Raw genomic sequence first — 19,545 nt, 5'->3', positions numbered from 1 at the left:
GAATTTTGGGCAGGTCACGCAAGGTTTTCTTTTTGGTTGGCATACATGCACCTCTTACTCATGTTATGCCCGAACACAAAATTTCTGACACCCTCGGCGATAGGGCCATCAGCCATTACTCAGGGCTCAAACCCTTCCACAATGATCACCTCAGCCTTCGCCACGCCCTGGCGATGGCTGCACGCCTCCTGATACAGCGCCGACCGGTAACACGCCACCGCCTGCTCGTAGGAATCAAACTCGATCACCACGCTACGCTGTGGCGTAGGCCGCCCTTCCATCGCCTCGCTGCGCCCGCCACGGGCCAGGAAGCGGCCGCCGAACGCCTTGAAGGCAGCCGGGGCGCGCTGGGTGTACTGCTGATATTGCTCGGGGTCGGTCACGTCCACATGGGCGATCCAATAGGCCTTCATGCCTGCTCTCCTGTCATGGCGATATATGTGTATGATGGTATACCATAAAATCACCCCGCCACAGTGAGCGTGCATCATGGCTTTCAACACCATCGAGGAACTTCTCGAGGACTACCGGCAAGGCAAAATGGTCCTGCTGGTGGATGACGAGGACCGCGAAAACGAGGGCGACCTGCTGATCGCAGCCGAGCGTTGCGACGCCCAGGCCATCAACTTCATGGCCCGTGAAGCGCGTGGGCTGATCTGCCTGACCCTGACCGACGATCACTGCCAGCGCCTGGGCCTTGAGCAGATGGTGCCGGCTAACGGCAGCGTGTTCAGCACCGCGTTTACCGTGTCGATCGAAGCCGCCACCGGCGTGACTACCGGTATTTCTGCCGCCGACCGCGCGCGTACCGTGGCAGCAGCCATGGCGCCAAATGCCCGCCCGGAAGATTTGGTACAACCCGGCCACATCTTTCCCCTGCGCGCCCGTGAAGGTGGCGTGCTGACCCGCGCCGGCCACACCGAAGCGGGATGCGACCTGGCGCGCCTGGCCGGCTTCAGCCCAGCTTCGGTGATTGTCGAAGTGCTCAACGACGACGGCACCATGGCCCGCCGCCCGGACCTGGAAGTGTTCGCCGCCCAGCATGGCATCAAGATCGGCACTATTGCCGACCTGATCCACCACCGCCTGAGCACCGAGCAGACCATCAAGCGCATCGGCGAGCGCGAGCTGCCCACTGTGCATGGCACTTTCCGCCTGGTCACCTATGAAGACCGCATTGAAGGTGGCGTGCACATGGCCATGGTCATGGGCGACATTCGTCGCGAGCAGCCGACCCTGGTCCGGGTGCATGTGATCGACCCGTTGCGCGACCTGGTCGGTGCCGAGTACGCAGGGCCAGCCAACTGGACGTTGTGGGCGGCACTGCAGAAAGTCGCCGAGGAAGGCGCTGGCGTGGTGGTGATTTTGGCCAACCATGAATCCTCACAGGCCCTGCTGGAGCGCGTGCCGCAGCTGACCCAGCCGGTGCGGCCTTACCAGCGTGGACAGTCGAAGGTGTACTCGGAAGTGGGCACCGGGGCGCAGATTCTGCAGGACCTGGGCGTGGGCAAGCTGCGCCATCTGGGGCCGCCACTGAAATATGCGGGGTTGGCAGGGTATGAGCTGGAGGTGGTGCAGAGCATTCCCTTTGAGCCCGGGATGGTGGGCTGATAACACATACGTAATTGATGTAGGAGCGGGTTTACCCGCGAATGCGGTGGTGATGCCACCGACGCATTCGCGGGTAAACCCGCTCCTACAAGGCCCGTGGTGTTTCTGAGATCGCGGAGTGATGGCCGGTCGCCTCATACCCCTTGCCAAAAGTTTGGAATACCATAATATGATATCCCGTAGACCTTGAATCTGCGGGTTGCCACCTACCACTACAAACGGCCACCAAACACTTTGTTTTAGCTGCTCCCCGAACACTGTTGGCGGGCGCACCAAAAGCCCCGCCTCGAATAACAAAAGCAACGAGGGCGTAACCATGCTGTTGAGCAAACGTGTAACCGCAGTGCTGTCCGCCAGCCTGCTGACCTTGGCATGTCAGGCCGCCCAGGCCGCCGACAGCCTGAACTTCGTCAGCTGGGGCGGGACCACCCAGGACGCCCAGAAAGAAGCGTGGGCCGTACCCTTCACCAAAGCCACCGACATCAAGGTCGTGCAAGACGGCCCGACCGACTACGGCAAGCTCAAGGCCATGGTCGAAAGCGGCAACGTGCAGTGGGACGTGGTCGATGTCGAAGCCGACTTTGCCTTGCGCGCCGCCAGCGAAGGCCTGCTGGAACCCCTCGATTTCAACCAGATCAAACGCGACAAGATCGACCCGCGCTTCGTTTCCGACCACGGCGTCGGCTCGTTCTTCTTCTCCTTCGTGCTGGGCTATAACGAAGGCAAGCTGGGTGCCAACAAGCCGGTCGACTGGACCGCGCTGTTTGACACCAAGACCTACCCTGGCAAGCGCGCCCTGTACAAATGGCCGAGCCCCGGCGTGCTGGAACTGGCGTTGCTGGCCGACGGCGTAGCCCCCGACAAGCTCTACCCACTGGACCTGGACCGCGCCTTCAAGAAGCTCGACACCATCAAGAAAGACATCGTCTGGTGGGGCGGTGGCGCCCAGTCGCAGCAACTGCTGGCCTCTGGTGAAGCCTCGCTCGGGCAGTTCTGGAACGGCCGTGTCTACGCCCTGCAGCAAGACGGTGCACCGGTAGGTGTGAGCTGGAAGCAGAACCTGGTCATGGCCGACTTCCTGGTCATTCCCAAAGGCGCCAAGAACAAGGACGCAGCCATGAAGTTCCTGGCCAACGCCAGCAGCGCCGAAGGCCAGGCCGAGTTCGCCAACAAGACTGCCTACGCGCCGGTCAACCTCGACAGCGTGGCCAAGCTGGACAAGGACCTTGCACCGAACCTGCCGACCGCCTATGCCCAGGACCAGGTCACCCTCGACTTTGCCTACTGGGCCAAGAACGGCCAGGCCATCGCCGCGCGCTGGAATGAGTGGTTGGTCAAATGAAAGTCGCCATCAACGCCCTGCATAACGCGCAAGGTGCCCCCACGGGCGCCGGCGCCCCGGGTACGGCCCCCCGCCGCGTCAGCCTGAGCCAGCGCTGGAAAGGAAGCCGCAACCTGCTGCCGGCGCTGTTGTTTCTGGGCCTGTTCTTCTTCGCACCGCTGGTCGGCCTGTTGCTGCGCGGGGTGCTGGAGCCCACGCCAGGGCTGGGCAACTACGAGCAGCTGTTCGCCAACTCGGCCTATGCGCGGGTGCTGTTCAACACCTTCTCGGTCGCCGGTGTGGTCACCCTGATCAGTGTACTGCTGGGCTTCCCGCTGGCCTGGGCGATTACCCTGGTGCCCAAGGGCTGGGGCCGCTGGCTACTGAATATCGTGCTGCTGTCGATGTGGACTAGCCTGCTGGCACGCACCTATTCGTGGCTGGTGCTGCTGCAGAGCTCGGGGGTAATCAACAAGGCGTTGATGGCCATGGGCATCATCGATGCCCCGCTGGAAATGGTGCACAACCTGACCGGTGTGGTAATCGGTATGAGCTACATCATGATCCCGTTCATCGTGCTGCCGCTGCAGGCAACCATGCACGCCATCGACCCGATGGTACTGCAGGCCGGCTCGATCTGTGGCGCCAGCCCGTGGACCAACTTCTGGAAGGTGTTCCTGCCACTGTGCCGCTCAGGGCTGTTCTCCGGGGCGCTGATGGTGTTCGTGATGTCGCTCGGTTACTACGTTACCCCGGCGCTGCTGGGCGGGGCGCAGAACATGATGCTGCCCGAGTTCATCATCCAGCAGGTGCAGTCGTTCCTCAACTGGGGCCTGGCCAGCGCCGCCGCCGCACTGCTGGTGGTGATCACCCTGGTGCTCTTCTACCTGTACCTGAAGCTGCAGCCGGAATCCCCGGTTGGCAACGCGAGGTAAACCGCCATGCTCCTGTCTCCCAATGCCATGGGCCGCCCGCTGCGGACCGGCCTGTACCTGACCACCGGGGTGATCGCGGCCTTCCTGCTGTTGCCGGTGGTGTTCATCGTGTTGCTGTCGTTCGGTTCTTCACAATGGCTGGTGTTCCCGCCGCCGGGCTGGACCTTCAAATGGTACGGCCAGTTCTTTTCCAACCCGGAGTGGATGGACGCTGCACTGGCCAGCCTGAAGGTGGCCGTGCTGACCACCATCGCTGCCGTGCTGCTCGGTTTGCCCAGCGCGTTCGCCCTGGTGCGTGGCCGCTTCCCGGGCCGCGAGCTGCTGTACGGGCTGTTCACCATGCCGATGATCGTGCCGCTGGTGATCATTGCCGTGGCGGTGTACGCGCTGTTCCTCAAGCTGGGCTACACCGGCACGCTGTTCGCCTTCGTGGTCAGCCATGTGATTGTCGCCCTGCCCTTCACCATCATCTCGATCATCAACTCGCTGAAGCTGTTCGACCAGTCGATCGAGGATGCCGCGGTAATCTGCGGTGCTTCGCGCCTGCAGGCGATCTTCAAGGTGACCTTCCCGGCGATTCGCCCGGGCATGATCGCCGGCGGCCTGTTCGCCTTTCTGGTGTCGTGGGATGAGGTGGTGCTGAGCGTGATGATGGCCAGCCCCGACCTGCAGACTTTGCCAGTGAAGATGTGGACCACCCTGCGTCAGGACCTCAGCCCGGTCATTGCCGTGGCTTCGACCTTGCTGATCGGCTTGTCGCTGCTGGTCATGTTCATTGCCGCCGCCTTGCGCCGGCGCACCGAAAACGCCTGAGCGCGGAGAAAACAACAATGAGTGCAGTGATCAAAGACAACGCGCCCGGCAAGACCCTGGTCAGCCTGCGTGGCCTGAACAAGCACTACGGCGACTTCACCGCCGTGGATAACCTCGACCTGGAAATCCAGGACGGCGAGTTCCTGACCTTCCTCGGCTCCAGCGGCTCGGGCAAGTCCACTACCCTGTCGATGCTGGCCGGCTTCGAAACCCCGAGCAGCGGCGAAATTTGGGTAGACGGCCAGTCGCTGGTCAACGTGCCGCCGCACAAGCGTGATATCGGCATGGTGTTCCAGCGTTATTCGCTGTTCCCGCACCTGAACGTGCGTGGCAACATCGCCTTCCCGTTGGCCATTCGCAAGCTCAATGCTGCAGAAACCAACAAGCGCGTCGACGCCATGCTCAAGCTGGTGCAGCTGGAGAAATTCGCCCACCGCAAGCCATCGCAGATGTCTGGCGGCCAACAGCAGCGCGTGGCGATCGCCCGTGCGCTGGTCTACGAGCCACGTATCCTGCTGATGGACGAACCGCTCGGCGCACTGGACAAGAAGCTGCGTGAAGACCTGCAGGATGAGCTGCGCCAGCTGCACCGCCGCCTGGGCATCACCATTGTCTACGTGACCCACGACCAGGAAGAGGCGATGCGCCTGTCGCAGCGCATCGCCATCTTTAGCCACGGCAAGATCGTTGGCCTGGGCACCGGTTACGACCTGTACCAGAACCCACCGAATGCCTTTGTTGCGTCGTTCCTGGGCAATTCCAACTTCCTGCGGATCAAGGCCAACAGCAACGGCGCCGGCCGCTTCGAGGGGCAGCCGGTGGCCATTCGCCTTACCCCGGGCCTGGCTGCCGAGCAGGATGCACTGATTATGGTGCGCCCTGAGAAAGCGCTGGCCCTGACTGCCGAGCAGGCCGCGCGCGCGCCGCTGCCGGCGGGCTGGAATGAGGTCAGTGCCAAGGTCGGTGAGGTGTTGTTCCTGGGTGAAAGCCAGACCTGCCATGTGGTGACGGCGGGCGGTACCGAATTGACGGTGAAGGCGCTTTCGGCGGCGGGCATGCCGATGCAGCCGGGGGATAACGTGAAGGTGCGTTGGGCGGTGGCTGATGCCTGCATTTACACCGAATGGGCCGAGAGTGATTTGAGCAAGTCGGCCGGGGCGCATTGAGATCGCCGGGGCCGCTGTGCGGCCCATCGCCGGCAAGCCAGCTCCCACAGGGATCGCGCTAATCCTGAAGGCTGCGCTGTACCTGTGTGGCTTGCCGGCGATGGGCTGCGCAGCAGCCCCAACAACCACTGCCCTACTGACTGTCACATTATCATCACGCCACTGTCGTAATCTGCCGGCGAACTCTATGCCACAGGGCCACCCGGCATGCCCCGCCTGCTTGTCTTGCTGCTCATCCTGCTACCGCTGGCAACCCTGGCCGAGCCCACGCACCTGCGTGCGCAGGGCTCCAACACCATCGGCGCAGCCTTGCTGCCGGCACTGGTGCAAGGCCAATTGCGCGCGCAGCAAGCCAGCGCCATCGAACAGCAACCGGGCCAGCAGCCCAACGAAACCGTAATCACCGCACGCGACGCCCAAGGCCAGCCGGTGCGCGTCGACATCGCTGCCCATGGTTCCAGCACCGGCTTTGTTGCCTTGGGCCGGGGCGAAGCTGATCTCGCCGCGGCATCGAGGCCGATCAACGACAACGAAGTACGCCAGCTGCGGGCCTTGGGCGACCTGCGCGCGGCCAGTGCCGAACAAGTCATCGGCCTGGACGGCGTTGCAGTGATCGTCCACCCGAACAACCCGTTGCCACAACTCACCACAGGCCAATTGGCGCAGGTTTTCTCCGGGCAGGTTCAACGCTGGGAGCAATTGGGTGTTTCCGGCGGGGCTATTCACCTGTACGCCCGTGACGACCGCTCCGGCACCTTCGAAACCTTCAAGGCACTGGTGCTGGAGCCGCAGCGCAGCGAATTGTCGGCCAAGGCCCGCCGCTTCGAATCCAGTGACGAACTGGCCGCACGGGTGGGCGCCGACCGCCAGGCCATCGGTTTCAGCAGCCTGGCCGCAGTCCACGGGGCCAAGGTACTGGCGGTAGCTGAGGGTGATGCACCGGCCATGTTGCCGGAGCGGGCGCTGGTGGCCAGCGAGGACTACCCGCTGTCGCGACGCCTGTACTTCTACCTGCCGGCCAACCCCAAGCCCGAAGCCAAGGCCCTGGCCGATTTCGCCCAGAGCCCGGCCGGCCAGGCCATCGTCGCCCAGCAGGGTTTCGTTTCGCAACAGGTCAAGGCCCAGCCGGTGTCACCCCAGGCCGACATGCCACCGCGCTATCGCAACCTGGCCCAACAGGCGCAGCGGCTGAGTGTGAACTTCCGCTTTCAGGAAGGCAGCGCCAGCCTCGACAACAAGGCCTTGCGCGATGTGCAGCGGGTGGCCGAATACCTGCGCCAAGCCGGCAAGCTGCAGAGCAAGGCGGTGCTGGTGGGCTTTGGCGACCCCAAGGAAACGCCCGGCCGCGCCGCCCTGCTGTCGCGCCTGCGCGCGCAGGCGGTGCGCCGCGAACTGGCACGCGATGGTGTGGAGGTGCTGGAGGTGACTGGCATGGGTGATGAATTACCGGTGGCCGGCAATGAGCTGGAACAAGGGCGGCTGCGTAACCGGCGGGTGGAGGTGTGGGTGTATTGATCTACAAACCTGCACACCGCCCTGTGTAGGAGCGGCCTTGCGTCGCGATGGGCTGCGCAGCAGCCCCGACAATATGTGCTGGAACTGCGACTTTAGGGGCTGCTGCGCAGCCCATCGCGACGCAAGGCCGCTCCTACAGGTGACCGCATTGCCAAGTCACTCGAGGTCGGCTTTGGCAAAGAAATGTAACAGCTGCCCATTCGGCATCACCGGCAAACGGGTCTAGGCTCAAGCCCATGTGATACCGGGCCCCTCTGACGGCTGCCACGCCGCCATGTCGGATCACTGTTGCCATGCAACGTCGACATTCAAGGAGGGGCTCATGACAGCTCTGCAGGCATTTCTCACCACCCCGTTCCTCGGTACCAGCGCCTGGTTATGGCTGGTATTCATGACCATCGTCATCGGTTTGCTGGTGCTCGACCTCGGCGTGCTGCACCGCCACGACCGGGAAATCGAAATGCGCGAGAGCCTGCTGCTGTATTCGGGCTATTTCAGCGTGGGCGTACTGTTCGGCGCCGGGGTCTGGTACCAACTGGGCGCGCAGTCGGCGCTGGAGTTCTACACCGGCTTTTTGGTCGAGCAGTCGCTGTCGATGGACAACGTGTTCGTCATGGCGATGATCTTCAGCTACTTCGCCATCCCCCGCCGCTACCAGCACCGCGTCTTGTTCTGGGGCATCCTCGGCGTGGTGTTCCTGAGGGCGATCATGATCGGCGTCGGTGCTGCGCTGGTGCAGAATTTTGCCTGGGTGTTGTACCTCTTTGGCGCCTTCCTGCTGTTCACCGGGGTGAAGATGGCGCTGTCGAAAGAAGACAGCCACCCGGACCTGGCCAACAACCCGATCATCAAGTTCGTGCGCCGGCACATGCGGGTCACTGACCAGATCCACGGCTCGCACTTCTTCATCCGACAGACCCCGCCGGGGCAAAGCAAGGCGCTGCGTTATGCCACGCCATTGTTCCTGGCACTGGTGCTGATCGAACTGGCCGACCTGGTGTTCGCCGTTGACAGCGTGCCTGCGATCTTCGCCATTACCCAGGACCCGTTCATTGTCTACACCTCGAACATCTTCGCCATCCTCGGGCTGCGCTCGCTGTACTTTGCCCTGTCGGCGCTGATGCACCGGTTTGTGTACCTCAAGTACGCGCTGGCGCTGGTGTTGATCTTTATCGGCTGCAAGATTTTCTATCACGGCATGGTCGGCAAGGTGCCGGCGTTGCTGTCGTTGGGGGTGACGTTCGGGTTGTTGCTGGGTGGGGTGGTGGTTTCGTTGGTCAAGACGCGGGGGGAGAAGGTGGCGGTCGTGGATCAGTCGCCCGAGCAACCTGCAAATGCCGATCGTACAGTCGATCAGAAAGAGGATGACCCGCAGATGCGGGTCTGATTTCCCCTACTTGAACTTAAATAACGCCCATACAAGCACCATCCAGATGCATCCAGTCATGTTTAGCCAGGCTGAAATTTTCAACCTGCGTTTGAGCTTCTTTGGAAACGCATTTAGCTCGCCAGCATCCAGTTGCCCCATTCGCAGCGCTAGCCATGGAAATGCCACTAGCCCACTTACCGTACATAGCGTCATCAAGCGCCATTTGAATGACCCAGAACCCCAATAATGTTTGATGCTTTCAAAATAGGGATTACTGGTGACGGCCGAGCAGGCGACGGCATAATCTTTGGTCAACGTCGAGACAGCACTAAGGACTAGTCCTGGTATGCCGATAGCAAAAGGACTCAATAGAAGCGCCACTTTAGCAAGTGGATGCCAGTCAGTAATGTCAATCACTGGTTGCCTCGTAAATAAACTCGCCTACTAACTCACCGAGCTCCCCGCCCAACACTCCCCCGGCCATGCCGCTGGCGCCCACTAGTACTATGCCGCATACCGGCGCAGCCAGACCTGCCGAGCCCATGGTGGCAACAGCACAAATTGTTCCAGATACGAGGTTTGCTGCTAAGGTGCCAGCCATTGCTCCAGCAGTTCCGGTAGCAAAACCTCCCGTCTCAGTCAGTCTGACCTTTTTACAATCTTCAGTCTCACCAGCGCGACAAACTTCTTGCACCTTCAGATACGAAGAAGCCCCACCCAACCCAATCGCAGCATAGCCACCATACTCAAGAAACTTGCTGAGCCGCGCCACCTTGTCCAGATGCGTCGCATACCCCGGAATCTGCCCCGGGCCGCCGGCCTTCGACCAGTGGTGCACAAGGCTCTTGGTCGAAATATTCAAGCTCTTCCTCAACCGCTCATAGCTTCCCAGGTTCAGCTGCTTGTTAAGCAATGCCACTTTTAACTGTCCATCCAGCTGCTGCAGCAGCTTTCGCCGTTCGGCAAAGAAGCCCGGGCTGTTCAAATGGCCATGGCGCATGAACTCACGTTGATGCAATTGCTCAATGCTGCTCAACGTATTACTGACCTGAGCCAGCCCTTGTTTCAACATGTCCGTGCCCACGCCCATGGACTGGCTGGCGTTGCTCAGCAAACCGGCGATTTCCGCCTGGTGCTGCATCATGAAGTCCGCTTCGGCGAAATCCAGCACCGTCAGCGCACGCCGGGCGTGCTGCGCCGCGGCCATCAGCCGGCCTTCCTCGCGGGTGCAGGCGTCGCCATTGTCGGGGTCACCGATTACGAAGATCTCCCCCGCCTTGAAGCCCTGTTCGAACGTCGGGTTGAGCCGTTGCAGCCGGGAGATCGGCAACGTGGCATCGTGCCCGGCCAGCTCCAGCAGCACTTGTGCGAACGACATACGCCGCGGAATCACATAGAAACCAGGCTCCAGAGTACCGGGCATCGCAACTGCAGCAGGTTGAGAGAAACGTTCGGGGTAAACGGCGGTTGATGGTTCGGCAAAATGGGCATCCGTGCGCCCTGCAGCGGAGCGCATGGGCGGAAATGCTTCACTCGACGGGGCGACCACCCGATTGCTGCCCGGCGAACAGCCACAGAGCACCAGTGCACCATCCGTGGCAACCCGGCGACCATCGGAAATGAAGAAATCCACCCCTTCAGCAACGATGCCTTCCTGCCCACAAAGCGGGCATGACGTGGTGGGGTCACCTTCGCGCAGCACCATGCGGCCCTCGTCGAGATAGCTTGCGCCCGTGGCAATACAGATAGCACCCGTTGTGGTGACATCGCCATCTACCGCCTGAGCTTTTCCCTCTAGAATGGCACGCATATACAAATTCCCTGTAAATAGCTGAGGTCAAAAACCTAACATCCGTACGGGGAATTTAAATGGACGGGCGACAAAATCAGACGTTTCCTACAAACCAGCCGAAGTTAGCCGCCTGTACAAAAGCAACTATTTCTTACTGGCGAGAATCAGACTTCCTACGCACAATTTCTATCAATCTTTATCAGCTCATTTCTAATGTAGAAATCGAAGGCCTGGCTTCTGTACAGATGGTGGCATGCACCGCGCCGGCTTCTTCGCGGGTAAACCCGCTCCTACAGGTACAACGCACGGTTTGCTATCGGCGTGGTATCTGTGGGAGCGGGTTTACCCGCGAAAGGGCCCTTTAAGGCTGACGAAATTACCGCCCGCTACGCAACATCTCCGCCGGCACATACTTGCCAATCTCATACTTGCCAATCGCCGCCCGGTGCACTTCATCCCGCCCGTCGGCCAGGCGCAAGGTGCGCTGCATGGCATACATGTAGACCAGCGGAAAGTCGCCCCCCTGCCCCCTCAAGGTTCTAATGCTTTACCGTCACATAGGCAATCGCTAGCCATACTGAGCCGATTATTATCAGCCAACTCGAAAAAACCAGCTTGCGCTTTAACTTGAACGGAAAAGCCTTTAACTCATCTGCATCAACAACACCTATTCTTGAGTGAAATATAGGAAAAGTCAGCAAACCACAGGCGACACAGACTATGACCCATCGTCCGCGATAGGTAGTGCAACCAAAGAAATGCTTCATTTTTTCCAAATAGGCATTGCTTCGTATCGAACTACTGACAAGCTCAAATTCGCGGGACCAAGCGACATAACCGCTAACTGCCAAGCCAATAGTACTTAAGAGAAATGGCATAGCCAGAAAAAACAATTGAACTATCAGCGGCCAGCTATTCACATCAATCAGCGGTGGAGTCATAGATCTTTTCTCCCAGCATCTCTCCCATATCCCCGCCTGCCAAGCTTCCGGCCAGGGATCCGGCGCCAACAAGAGCGATACCACACACTGGAACTCCTACACCTGCTGTTCCAACGGCGAAAACAGCACAGACTGCTGGAACTGCCAAACCTGCGATGAAACCTCCTGCCGTCCCGCCAACAAGCCCTCCACTGAAACTCCCTGCTTCTTTCAGACGCACGGCCTTACAATCCTCTGTTTCCCCAGCTCGACAAACCTCTTGCACTTTCAGATAGGAAGAAGTCCCACCCAACCCAATCGCAGCATACCCTCCATATTCAAGGAACTTGCTGAGCCGCGCCACCTTGTCCAGATGCGTCGCATACCCCGGAATCTGCCCCGGGCCGCCGGCCTTCGACCAGTGGTGCACAAGGCTCTTGGTCGAAATATTCAAGCTCTTCCTCAACCGCTCTTAGCTTCCCAGGTTCAGCTGCTTGTTAAGCAATGCCACTTTTAACTGTCCATCCAGCTGCTGCAGCAGCTTTCGCCGTTCGGCAAAGAAGCCCGGGCTGTTCAAATGGCCATGGCGCATGAACTCACGTTGATGCAATTGCTCAATGCTGCTCAACGTATTACTGACCTGAGCCAGCCCTTGTTTCAACATGTCCGTGCCCACGCCCATGGACTGGCTGGCGTAGCCCAGCAAACCGGCGATTTCCGCCTGGTGCTGCATCATGAAGTCCGCTTCGGCAAAATCCAGCACCGTCAGCGCACGCCGGGCGTGCTGCGCCGCGGCCATCAGTTGGCCTTCCTCGCGGGTGCAGGCGTCGCCATTGTCGGGGTCACCGATTACGAAGATCTCCCCCGCCTTGAAGCCCTGTTCGAACGTCGGGTTGAGCCGTTGCAGTCGGGAGATCGGCAACGTGGCATCGTGCGCGGCCAGTTCCATTAGTACCTGTGCGAACGACATACGCCGCGGAATCACATAGAAACCCGGCTCCAGGGTACCGGGCATCGCCACTGCAGCAGGTTGGGAGAAACGTTCGGGGTAAACGGCGGTTGATGGTTCGGCAATATGGGCATCCGCGCGCCCTGCAGCGGAGCGCATGGGCGGAAATGCTTCACTCGACGGGGCGACCACACGATTGCTGCCCGGCGAACAGCCACAGAGCACCAGTGCACCATCCGTGGCAACCCGCCGGCCATCGGAAATGAAGAAATCCACCCCTTCAGCAACGATGCCTTCCTGCCCACAAAGCGGGCATGACGTGGTGGGGTCACCTTCGCGCAGCACCATGCGGCCCTCGTCGAGATAGCTTGCCCCCGAGGCAATACAGACAGCACCCGTTGTGGTGGAATCCCCATCAACCGCCTGAGCTTTCCCCCCTAGAATGGCGCGCATATACAAACTCCCTGTAGATGGTGAGGTCAGAAACCTAACATCCGTACGGAGCATTTAAATGGACGGGCGCCAAAATCAGACGTTTCCTACAAACCAGCCGAAGTTAGCCGCCTGAACAAAATCAACTATTTCTTACTGGCGAGAATCAGACTTCCTACGCACAGTTTCTATCAATCTTTATCAGCTCATTTCCAATGTAGAAATCGAAGGCCTGGCTTCTGTTTAGATGGTGGCATGCACCGCGCCGGCTTCTTCGCGGGTAAACCCGCTCCTACAGGTACAACGCACGGTTTGCTATCGGCGTGGTATCTGTGGGAGCGGGTTTACCCGCGAAGGGCCCTTTAAGGCTGACGAAATTACCGCCCGCTACGCAACATGTCCGCCGGCACATACTTGCCAATCTCATACTTGCCAATCGCCGCCCGGTGCACTTCATCCGGCCCGTCGGCCAGGCGCAGGGTGCGCTGCATCGCATACATGTAGGCCAGCGGGAAGTCGCCGCTCACCCCTGCCCCGCCGTGCAACTGGATCGCCCGGTCGATTACCTTCAGCGCCACGTTCGGCGCCACCACCTTGATCTGGGCAATCTCGCTGCGCGCTACCTTGTTGCCGACGGTGTCCATCATGTAGGCCGCTTTCAGAGTCAGCAGCCGGGCCATGTCGATTTCCATGCGCGAGTCGGCGATCTTGTCGACGTTGCCGCCCAGGCGCGCCAGTGGCCGGCCGAACGCCGTGCGCTCAACCGAGCGCTTGCACATCAATTCCAGCGCACGCTCGGCCATACCGATCGAACGCATGCAATGATGGATACGCCCAGGCCCCAGGCGCCCCTGGGCGATCTCGAAGCCACGGCCCTCGCCGAGAATCACGTTCTCATACGGCACCCGTACGTTCTCGAACAGCACTTCGGCATGACCATGCGGCGCATCGTCATAACCGAACACCGGCAGCGGGCGAACGATCTTCACCCCGGGCGTATCAGTCGGCACCAGTACCATCGAGTGCTGCTGATGGCGCGGCCCTTCAGGGTCGGACAAGCCCATGAAGATCATCACCTTGCAGCGCGGGTCGCAGGCGCCAGAGGTCCACCATTTGCGGCCATTGATCACCCACTCATCGCCGTCACGCACAGCAGTAGCGGCCATGTTGGTGGCGTCCGAAGAGGCCACGTCCGGCTCGGTCATGGCGAACGCCGAGCGAATCTCGCCGCGCAACAGCGGCTCCAGCCACTGGCGTTTCTGCGCCTCGCTGCCGTAGCGCACCAGCACTTCCATATTGCCGGTATCCGGCGCCGAGCAGTTGAACGGCTCTGGGCCGAGCAGCGAGCGGCCCATGATTTCCGCCAGGGGGGCATATTCCAGGTTGCTCAGACCGGCGCCGTATTCCGACTCGGGCAGAAACAGGTTCCACAGCCCTTCAGCACGGGCCTTGGCCTTGAGTTCCTCCATGATGGCAGTGGGCTGCCAGCGGTCGCCCTCGGCAACCTGGCGCTCGAACACCGCCTCGGCGGGATAGACATAGGCGTCCATGAACGCTGTGACGCGCTCGCGCAGTGCCTGGACCTTGGGCGAATAGGCGAAATCCATCGGGGCTACCTTCACGGTTCGGAGTACATGGGCCAGAGCCTAGAGCAGCATGGCCCCATCCACCTAGTCTATTTTCCGCGTGTATAAACATTCATAACCGATATATGATCGAGCCATAATTCCAACAAAGAGCGGCGCCCATGAACCTCAGCAAGGTCGACCTCAACCTGTTCATCGTGTTCGATGCGATCTACACCGAAGCCAACCTGACCCGCGCCGGGCAGATTGTCGGCATCACCCAGCCAGCCGTGTCCAACGCCCTGTCGCGGTTGCGCGAAACCTTCAACGACCCGCTGTTTGTACGCACCGCACAAGGCATGGTGCCCACACCCATGGCGCAGAACATCATCGGCCCGGTACGCAATGCCCTGGCGCTGCTGCGCACTTCGGTGCAGGAAAGCCGCATCTTCAACCCGCAACAGGCCAACAAGACCTTCCGCATCAGCATGACCGACCTGACCGAGGCGGTCATCCTGCCGCCGCTGTTCCAGCGCCTGCGCCGCCTGGCACCGGCGGTGCTGATCGAAAGCTTCCTGTGCAAGCGCCGCGAGACCACCAAGGAACTCGCCGCCGGCCGCCTGGACTTCGCCATCGACGCACCGCTGAACACCGACCCGCAGGTGCGTCACGTCAAGCTGATGCAAGACCGCTACGTCTGCGCCTTGCGCCAGGGCCACCCGCTGGCCGACAGCAAGCTGACCCTCGACAGCTACCTGGGCATGACCCATATCCATATATCCAGCCGCCGCAACGGCCTGGGCTATGTCGACCTGGCCCTGGGCAAGATGGGCGTGCAACGCAAGGTCGCTTTGCGTTCGCAGCACTACCTGATGGCCTCGCAGGTGTTGCAACAGACCGACATGGCGATGACCGTCCCCGAGCGCTTCGCCCGCCGCCATCAACTGCGTTATCACCCCCTGCCGGTGGAAATCCCTGCGTTGGAAACGCACCTGTACTGGCATGAAAGCACCGACCAGGACCCGGCCAACCGCTGGATGCGCGAGCAGATTACCGAGCTGTGCGAGCGAGTAGTGGCTGAGGAAGAAAGGGCCTTGGAGCCTGCTTGAAGCCATTGATGAGGGCTCTTTACTTGCCCCTCATCCTTGCGAGTAAAAAATCCTACAAAAATGCCATTGAATAGAAATATTTTTTGCGCGAGTCCAGTTTAGAGCGGTCGTAAGCGAAAAATATCTCCTAGGCCACGGGTACGCTTACGCCAACGATCGCCGATTTCACGGCGACAGACATGGACCCGCACCAATGCCTAGCGCCCCGCTCTACTTCGATTACGCCGCCACTACCCCGGTCGACGACCGGGTCATCGAAACCATGCTCGCCTGCCTAGGCAGCCAGGCCAACTTCGGCAACCCGGCGTCCAGCGGCCACGCCTTCGGCCAGGCGGCCCGCAATGCCGTGGAGCAGGCGCGCCGGCAAGTGGCCGACCGCATCGGCGCGCAAGCCGACGCCGTGGTCTGGACGTCTGGCGCGACCGAGTCGAACAACCTGGCACTCAAGGGCATTGCCCAGGGCGTTTTCAAGGGCGTAGCGCCCGGCCACCTGATCACCAGCCAGCTGGAACACAAGGCAGTGTTGGACACCGTGGCCGAACTGGAGCGCCAAGGCTGGGCCGTCACTCGCCTGGCCCCCGACGCTGCCGGCCTGATCCAGCCCGCTGCCGTGCAGGCAGCGTTGCGCGCCGACACCCGCCTGGTGTCGCTGATGGCCGTCAACAACGAGTTGGGCACAGTTACCGACTTTGCCACGATAGGCGAACACGTTCGCGCCCATGGCGCCCTGTTGCACGTGGATGCGGCGCAGGCCGTGGGCAAACTGGCCATCGACCTGAGCACAATGGCCGTGGACCTGATGTCGTTTTCGGCGCACAAGGTGTATGGGCCAAAAGGTATCGGTGCGCTCTACGTGGGGCCGCGCGCCCGCCCATTGATGCGTGCACAGATGCACGGCGGTGGCCATGAACAGGGCCTGCGTTCCGGCACACTGGCAACCCACCAGATCGCCGGCATGGGCAGCGCTTTTGCACTGGCCGGCCAACCCGGCGACAGCGAGCACCTGCGCCTTGCGCAACTGGCCAGGCGCCTGCGCGAAGGCTTGCTGGCCTTGCCCGGCGTCACCCTTAACGGCTGCGCCAGCCAACGCATCCCCCATACCCTGAACCTGTGTATCGACAGCAAGGGTTTCAACAGCGCAGCACTGGCCAGCGAGCTGGCGCTGTCGACCACTTCGGCCTGCAACTCGGCAAGCAATGCGGCCTCGCATGTACTGTTGGCACTCGGGCTGGATGAGCACCAGGCACGCAACAGCGTGCGCTTGAGCATCGGCCGTTTCAGCTCCGACACCGAAGTAGATAAGGCACTTGAAGTGTTTGGCCGGGTGTTGGCATCGGCATCCGCTGCGTTGTGGTAATGACGCGTCAGAACAAGCGGCTGTCGGGGGTGAAAGCCTCGACCTGGATCGTCGCGCACTGCGCCTGCGGGTGACGTGGGTTGAACAGGTAATTGGTGGTACTTGGCATGATTGCGCTCGGCACCGGTAGCAGCAATGCCGAACAGTCATCCAGAAAGCGGTTGCCCAGGCCACGGGTCAGTTCCGTCTGCGCAGACCAGCCGGGCTGCAAGGCGGGCAACTGCGCTTGCGATACTGTGTCGGGCAACGCGATGCGGATAAGGCGCAGGGTGGTGGGGAAGTCCTCCGGGTCGATCTCCAGGTGCACCAGCACCTCGAGCATGGCCCCCGATGGGCTGGTGGCGGCATACACCACCGGCCGCCCCGCCTGGTGCCAGCGGCCGCTGACACGCAAACCGCCGGTACCGCTAAGGTCTGCATAAGCGCTGATACGCCATAGAATCACAGGCCAAAGCCCTCGGCGATCTGCAACAGCATCTCCTCGACCTGGGTGGTACCTTGCTGGGTGGTTAGCATCTGCATGGGCGTCAGCCCCGAAAAACGCTCCTTGGGCTTGGACAACCAGCGCTTGGCCTTGTCCGCTTCGCCGAACACCGCTTCAGCCATCGCGGTGATGTGCGCCGAGCGGAACAGCCTGTCGCTTTCTTCCACAGTCAGCGGCTGGTCACGTTCGATGCGGGTTTTCAGGGTGCGCAGGGGAATGATCTGATCGCGCTCTACCGGCGTGAACACACCGCGCTCGGTCAGTTTCACCAACCAGGTGGCGGCGAAGCCGTGAGTGATGCGGGTGTGGATTTCAAAATCACTGGCTAGTTCAGGGATTTCCAGCAGCGCCTGTAGACGCGCCCGGTACTCGTGGTAACCGTTGTCGCGAAGCACTTCGGCAAGCATGGCAGGCTCCTTGTTCGGCGTTTGCCGACAAGTATGCGGCATATGCCGGAACTTGCAAACCACTTGGGAATGCCAGGGCCGCTATGCGGCCCCGGCAATCTCACAGGAAAGTAAACACCTGCGCCGCCGGCAACCGCGATTTGCTCAACCCAGCATTGAAGTCGCTTTCACTGCGATACCCCAGGCTGAGAATCACCACACTGGTAAACCCACGCTCACGCAACCCCAGTTCGGCGTCCAGCAGCTTGCTGTCAAAGCCCTCGATCGGCGTCGCATCCAGCCCATGTGCCGCGGCACCGAGCAAGGCAGTGCCCAAGGCCAGGTAGGTCTGTTTCTCCATCCAGTGCTGGGCGTCCTTCTGATCGAAGCGGTGCAGGTCCACATAATGACGACGGCTCTGGTTCTGCGCCGCACGCCCTTGCTCGTCACGGAAACGCCCGTCAGCAGCTTCTTGGTCGAGCACACCGTTCAGGTGCGCCTCTGTCATCTCGGTGCGGGTGCAAAACACGATCACGTGCGAGGCATCAAGCAGCTTCGGCGTGTTGTAGGCATAACGCTCCGTGGTGCTCTTGGCCAGCCGTGCCTTGCCTTCTGCGCTGTCGGCGACAATGAAGTGCCAGGGCTGGGAATTGACCGACGACGGGCTGTGCCGCAGCTGTTCAAGCAGGGCATCGACAGTGGCCTGGGGAATACGGCGCGAGGCATCGTAGGCTTTGGTGGTGTAGCGGCGCTTGGCTAGCGAGACGGTATCCATGTAACCACTCCGGAATGAACAGTGGATTTGCTGCGCATCTTATCTTTCCGGTAGAAAAGAAAAACCGGCACAATGCAGCAACACTTTCATCCTTGGAGTGAAAATGCTGCGCATCGCCGACCTCGAACTGTTCGCCCGCAGCAGTGTGCTGGGCAGCTTCACTGCCGCCGCCCATGAAGCAGGCCTGCTGCCGGGCCAGGTGGCTGCCGCCATCAAGCGTCTGGAGCGTGACCTGGATGTGCGCCTGTTCGCCCGCACCACCCGCAGCCTTCGCCTGACCGCCGAGGGTGAGCGCTATCTGCCTACCGCCCTGAATGTGCTGGAGAGCCTGCGCCAGGGCCATGAAGACTTGCATGGCAACCCGCATACCCTGCGCGGGACCTTGCAGGTATCGGCGCCGTCCGACATGGGCCGCAACATGCTGCTGCCGTGGCTCAGCGCGTTTCGCCGCGAACACCCGGCGTTGCAGTTGCGCTTCTTTCTCTCTGACCAGATTGCCGACCTCAACCGCGACCCGGTTGATGTAGCCATCCGCTACGGCCTCAACCAGGATGCCAATTACATCGCCCTGCCGCTGGCCGCCTGGAACCGCCGGGTGCTGGTCGCCTCGCCCGACTACCTGGCCCGCCACGGCCACCCGCTCACGCCCGATGCCCTGCAGCAGCATGCCTGCCTGCTTTACATGCAGCACAACCGGGTGTACGACAAGTGGCAACTGGGCAAGCGCACCGTGCAGGTACGCGGGCCGCTGGTCAGCGACGACGCCGATGTCATCCGCCGCCTGGCCATTCAAGGCGAAGGTATCGTCTACAAGTCGTGGCTGGATGTCAGCGCCAACATTGCCGCCGGTGAACTGGAAATCGTCCTGCCCGAATTGCTTGGCGAACCGACCCCGGTCACCCTGGTGTGCCCGCATCGCAAACAGCTCACGCCGGCGGTGACACAATTGCACCTGTGGCTACGCGAGCGCTTCGAACAACTGCGTGACCGGGCACTGACCAACGGCTGCACAATCGTTCCAGACTGAGCAGGGCCTGTGCGCTAGA

Annotated in this window: 18 protein-coding genes and 2 pseudogenes; 10 read left to right on the top strand and 10 right to left on the bottom strand. The window is 61.1% G+C overall.

Going from position 1 to position 19,545, the window contains the following annotated elements; translation table 11 throughout:
- Nucleotides 1-119: 119 nt before the first annotated feature.
- On the bottom strand, nucleotides 120-413 hold the full coding sequence (locus ACI2KG_RS11385) for a DUF1330 domain-containing protein (protein WP_023049469.1): 294 nt from the start codon (nucleotides 411-413) through the stop codon (nucleotides 120-122).
- A 76-nt stretch (nucleotides 414-489) separates the two neighbouring features.
- On the opposite strand from ACI2KG_RS11385, the gene ribBA reads away from it, so the two are divergent.
- From ribBA to ACI2KG_RS11350, 7 genes are all read left to right on the top strand, one after another.
- Nucleotides 490-1,611 carry a bifunctional 3,4-dihydroxy-2-butanone-4-phosphate synthase/GTP cyclohydrolase II gene (ribBA, locus tag ACI2KG_RS11380; RefSeq protein WP_404661978.1) on the top strand — a complete coding sequence of 374 codons (1,122 nt, stop codon included), beginning with the start codon at nucleotides 490-492 and terminating at the stop codon, nucleotides 1,609-1,611.
- Nucleotides 1,612-1,927: 316 nt separating this feature from the next.
- Complete coding sequence (locus ACI2KG_RS11375; RefSeq protein ID WP_306381019.1) at nucleotides 1,928-2,953, top strand: ABC transporter substrate-binding protein; 1,026 nt, start codon at nucleotides 1,928-1,930, stop codon at nucleotides 2,951-2,953.
- The gene (locus ACI2KG_RS11370) at nucleotides 2,950-3,867 is read left to right on the top strand and encodes an ABC transporter permease (protein WP_201207091.1); all 918 of its coding nucleotides are present in this window, start codon (nucleotides 2,950-2,952) and stop codon (nucleotides 3,865-3,867) included. The genes ACI2KG_RS11375 and ACI2KG_RS11370 overlap by 4 nt, the downstream gene beginning before the upstream one ends.
- A 6-nt stretch (nucleotides 3,868-3,873) precedes the next feature.
- Entirely contained in the window at nucleotides 3,874-4,680 is an 807-nt protein-coding gene (locus ACI2KG_RS11365; protein WP_003256236.1) for an ABC transporter permease, read from the top strand.
- A 17-nt stretch (nucleotides 4,681-4,697) separates the two neighbouring features.
- Entirely contained in the window at nucleotides 4,698-5,846 is a 1,149-nt protein-coding gene (locus tag ACI2KG_RS11360; RefSeq protein ID WP_404661977.1) for an ABC transporter ATP-binding protein, read from the top strand.
- A gap of 207 nt (nucleotides 5,847-6,053) precedes the next feature.
- Nucleotides 6,054-7,361 (top strand): substrate-binding domain-containing protein, encoded by a 1,308-nt coding sequence (locus tag ACI2KG_RS11355; protein ID WP_404661976.1) that lies wholly within the window; start codon nucleotides 6,054-6,056, stop codon nucleotides 7,359-7,361.
- Between the two features lie 322 nt (nucleotides 7,362-7,683).
- Nucleotides 7,684-8,748: a TerC family protein gene (locus ACI2KG_RS11350; protein WP_404661975.1), complete on the top strand. Its 1,065-nt coding sequence runs from the start codon at nucleotides 7,684-7,686 to the stop codon at nucleotides 8,746-8,748.
- Nucleotides 8,749-8,754: 6 nt separating this feature from the next.
- On the opposite strand, the gene ACI2KG_RS11345 is transcribed toward ACI2KG_RS11350, so the two are convergent.
- From ACI2KG_RS11345 to ACI2KG_RS11320, 6 genes and pseudogenes are all read right to left on the bottom strand, one after another.
- Nucleotides 8,755-9,147, bottom strand: a complete 393-nt coding sequence (locus ACI2KG_RS11345; RefSeq protein WP_404661974.1) for a hypothetical protein — start codon at nucleotides 9,145-9,147, stop codon at nucleotides 8,755-8,757.
- The gene (locus ACI2KG_RS11340; RefSeq protein WP_404661973.1) at nucleotides 9,140-10,540 is read right to left on the bottom strand and encodes a PAAR domain-containing protein; all 1,401 of its coding nucleotides are present in this window, start codon (nucleotides 10,538-10,540) and stop codon (nucleotides 9,140-9,142) included. The genes ACI2KG_RS11345 and ACI2KG_RS11340 overlap by 8 nt, the downstream gene beginning before the upstream one ends.
- A gap of 358 nt (nucleotides 10,541-10,898) precedes the next feature.
- Nucleotides 10,899-11,051, bottom strand: a pseudogene (locus ACI2KG_RS11335) (acyl-CoA dehydrogenase); the annotation flags it as partial.
- Nucleotides 11,052-11,061: 10 nt separating this feature from the next.
- The gene (locus ACI2KG_RS11330; RefSeq protein WP_404661972.1) at nucleotides 11,062-11,463 is read right to left on the bottom strand and encodes a hypothetical protein; all 402 of its coding nucleotides are present in this window, start codon (nucleotides 11,461-11,463) and stop codon (nucleotides 11,062-11,064) included.
- A pseudogene (locus ACI2KG_RS11325) lies at nucleotides 11,444-12,844 on the bottom strand (PAAR domain-containing protein). The gene ACI2KG_RS11330 and the pseudogene ACI2KG_RS11325 overlap by 20 nt, the downstream one beginning before the upstream one ends.
- A gap of 356 nt (nucleotides 12,845-13,200) precedes the next feature.
- Entirely contained in the window at nucleotides 13,201-14,430 is a 1,230-nt protein-coding gene (locus tag ACI2KG_RS11320; protein WP_404661971.1) for an acyl-CoA dehydrogenase, read from the bottom strand.
- Nucleotides 14,431-14,570: 140 nt separating this feature from the next.
- Here ACI2KG_RS11320 and ACI2KG_RS11315 point away from each other — a divergent pair, with 140 nt between their 5' ends.
- Nucleotides 14,571-15,497, top strand: a complete 927-nt coding sequence (locus ACI2KG_RS11315; RefSeq protein ID WP_400622360.1) for a LysR family transcriptional regulator — start codon at nucleotides 14,571-14,573, stop codon at nucleotides 15,495-15,497.
- 193 nt (nucleotides 15,498-15,690) lie between these two features.
- Nucleotides 15,691-16,854: a cysteine desulfurase family protein gene (locus ACI2KG_RS11310; RefSeq protein ID WP_404661970.1), complete on the top strand. Its 1,164-nt coding sequence runs from the start codon at nucleotides 15,691-15,693 to the stop codon at nucleotides 16,852-16,854.
- Between the two features lie 7 nt (nucleotides 16,855-16,861).
- On the opposite strand, the gene ACI2KG_RS11305 is transcribed toward ACI2KG_RS11310, so the two are convergent.
- From ACI2KG_RS11305 to nfsB, 3 genes are all read right to left on the bottom strand, one after another.
- The gene (locus tag ACI2KG_RS11305) at nucleotides 16,862-17,299 is read right to left on the bottom strand and encodes an RES family NAD+ phosphorylase (RefSeq protein WP_404661969.1); all 438 of its coding nucleotides are present in this window, start codon (nucleotides 17,297-17,299) and stop codon (nucleotides 16,862-16,864) included.
- Complete coding sequence (locus ACI2KG_RS11300) at nucleotides 17,296-17,745, bottom strand: antitoxin Xre/MbcA/ParS toxin-binding domain-containing protein (RefSeq protein ID WP_016487684.1); 450 nt, start codon at nucleotides 17,743-17,745, stop codon at nucleotides 17,296-17,298. The genes ACI2KG_RS11305 and ACI2KG_RS11300 overlap by 4 nt, the downstream gene beginning before the upstream one ends.
- A 100-nt stretch (nucleotides 17,746-17,845) precedes the next feature.
- Entirely contained in the window at nucleotides 17,846-18,499 is a 654-nt protein-coding gene (gene nfsB, locus ACI2KG_RS11295) for an oxygen-insensitive NAD(P)H nitroreductase (protein ID WP_404661968.1), read from the bottom strand.
- A 103-nt stretch (nucleotides 18,500-18,602) separates the two neighbouring features.
- Between nfsB and ACI2KG_RS11290 the strand changes: the two genes are divergently transcribed.
- Complete coding sequence (locus ACI2KG_RS11290; protein WP_404661967.1) at nucleotides 18,603-19,526, top strand: LysR family transcriptional regulator; 924 nt, start codon at nucleotides 18,603-18,605, stop codon at nucleotides 19,524-19,526.
- Nucleotides 19,527-19,545: the final 19 nt, after the last annotated feature.

Origin of the sequence: Pseudomonas sp. NPDC089407, from assembly GCF_044900445.1 — a bacterium.
GTDB lineage: Bacteria > Pseudomonadota > Gammaproteobacteria > Pseudomonadales > Pseudomonadaceae > Aquipseudomonas.
The sequence above is the reverse complement of the archived record's forward strand: the minus strand, read 5'-3'. Positions and strand labels throughout refer to the sequence as shown.

Coding starts and splice junctions, on each gene's coding strand:
- ACI2KG_RS11375 (WP_306381019.1), top strand. CDS start 1,928: ATGCTGTTGAGCAAACGTGTAACCGCAGTGCTGTCCGCCAGCCTGCTG.
- ACI2KG_RS11370 (WP_201207091.1), top strand. CDS start 2,950: ATGAAAGTCGCCATCAACGCCCTGCATAACGCGCAAGGTGCCCCCACG.
- nfsB (WP_404661968.1), bottom strand. CDS start 18,499: ATGGATACCGTCTCGCTAGCCAAGCGCCGCTACACCACCAAAGCCTAC.
- ACI2KG_RS11320 (WP_404661971.1), bottom strand. CDS start 14,430: ATGGATTTCGCCTATTCGCCCAAGGTCCAGGCACTGCGCGAGCGCGTC.
- ACI2KG_RS11385 (WP_023049469.1), bottom strand. CDS start 413: ATGAAGGCCTATTGGATCGCCCATGTGGACGTGACCGACCCCGAGCAA.
- ACI2KG_RS11360 (WP_404661977.1), top strand. CDS start 4,698: ATGAGTGCAGTGATCAAAGACAACGCGCCCGGCAAGACCCTGGTCAGC.
- ACI2KG_RS11355 (WP_404661976.1), top strand. CDS start 6,054: ATGCCCCGCCTGCTTGTCTTGCTGCTCATCCTGCTACCGCTGGCAACC.
- ACI2KG_RS11350 (WP_404661975.1), top strand. CDS start 7,684: ATGACAGCTCTGCAGGCATTTCTCACCACCCCGTTCCTCGGTACCAGC.
- ACI2KG_RS11300 (WP_016487684.1), bottom strand. CDS start 17,745: ATGCTTGCCGAAGTGCTTCGCGACAACGGTTACCACGAGTACCGGGCG.
- ACI2KG_RS11330 (WP_404661972.1), bottom strand. CDS start 11,463: ATGACTCCACCGCTGATTGATGTGAATAGCTGGCCGCTGATAGTTCAA.
- ACI2KG_RS11340 (WP_404661973.1), bottom strand. CDS start 10,540: ATGCGTGCCATTCTAGAGGGAAAAGCTCAGGCGGTAGATGGCGATGTC.
- ACI2KG_RS11310 (WP_404661970.1), top strand. CDS start 15,691: ATGCCTAGCGCCCCGCTCTACTTCGATTACGCCGCCACTACCCCGGTC.
- ACI2KG_RS11365 (WP_003256236.1), top strand. CDS start 3,874: ATGCTCCTGTCTCCCAATGCCATGGGCCGCCCGCTGCGGACCGGCCTG.
- ACI2KG_RS11315 (WP_400622360.1), top strand. CDS start 14,571: ATGAACCTCAGCAAGGTCGACCTCAACCTGTTCATCGTGTTCGATGCG.
- ACI2KG_RS11290 (WP_404661967.1), top strand. CDS start 18,603: ATGCTGCGCATCGCCGACCTCGAACTGTTCGCCCGCAGCAGTGTGCTG.
- ribBA (WP_404661978.1), top strand. CDS start 490: ATGGCTTTCAACACCATCGAGGAACTTCTCGAGGACTACCGGCAAGGC.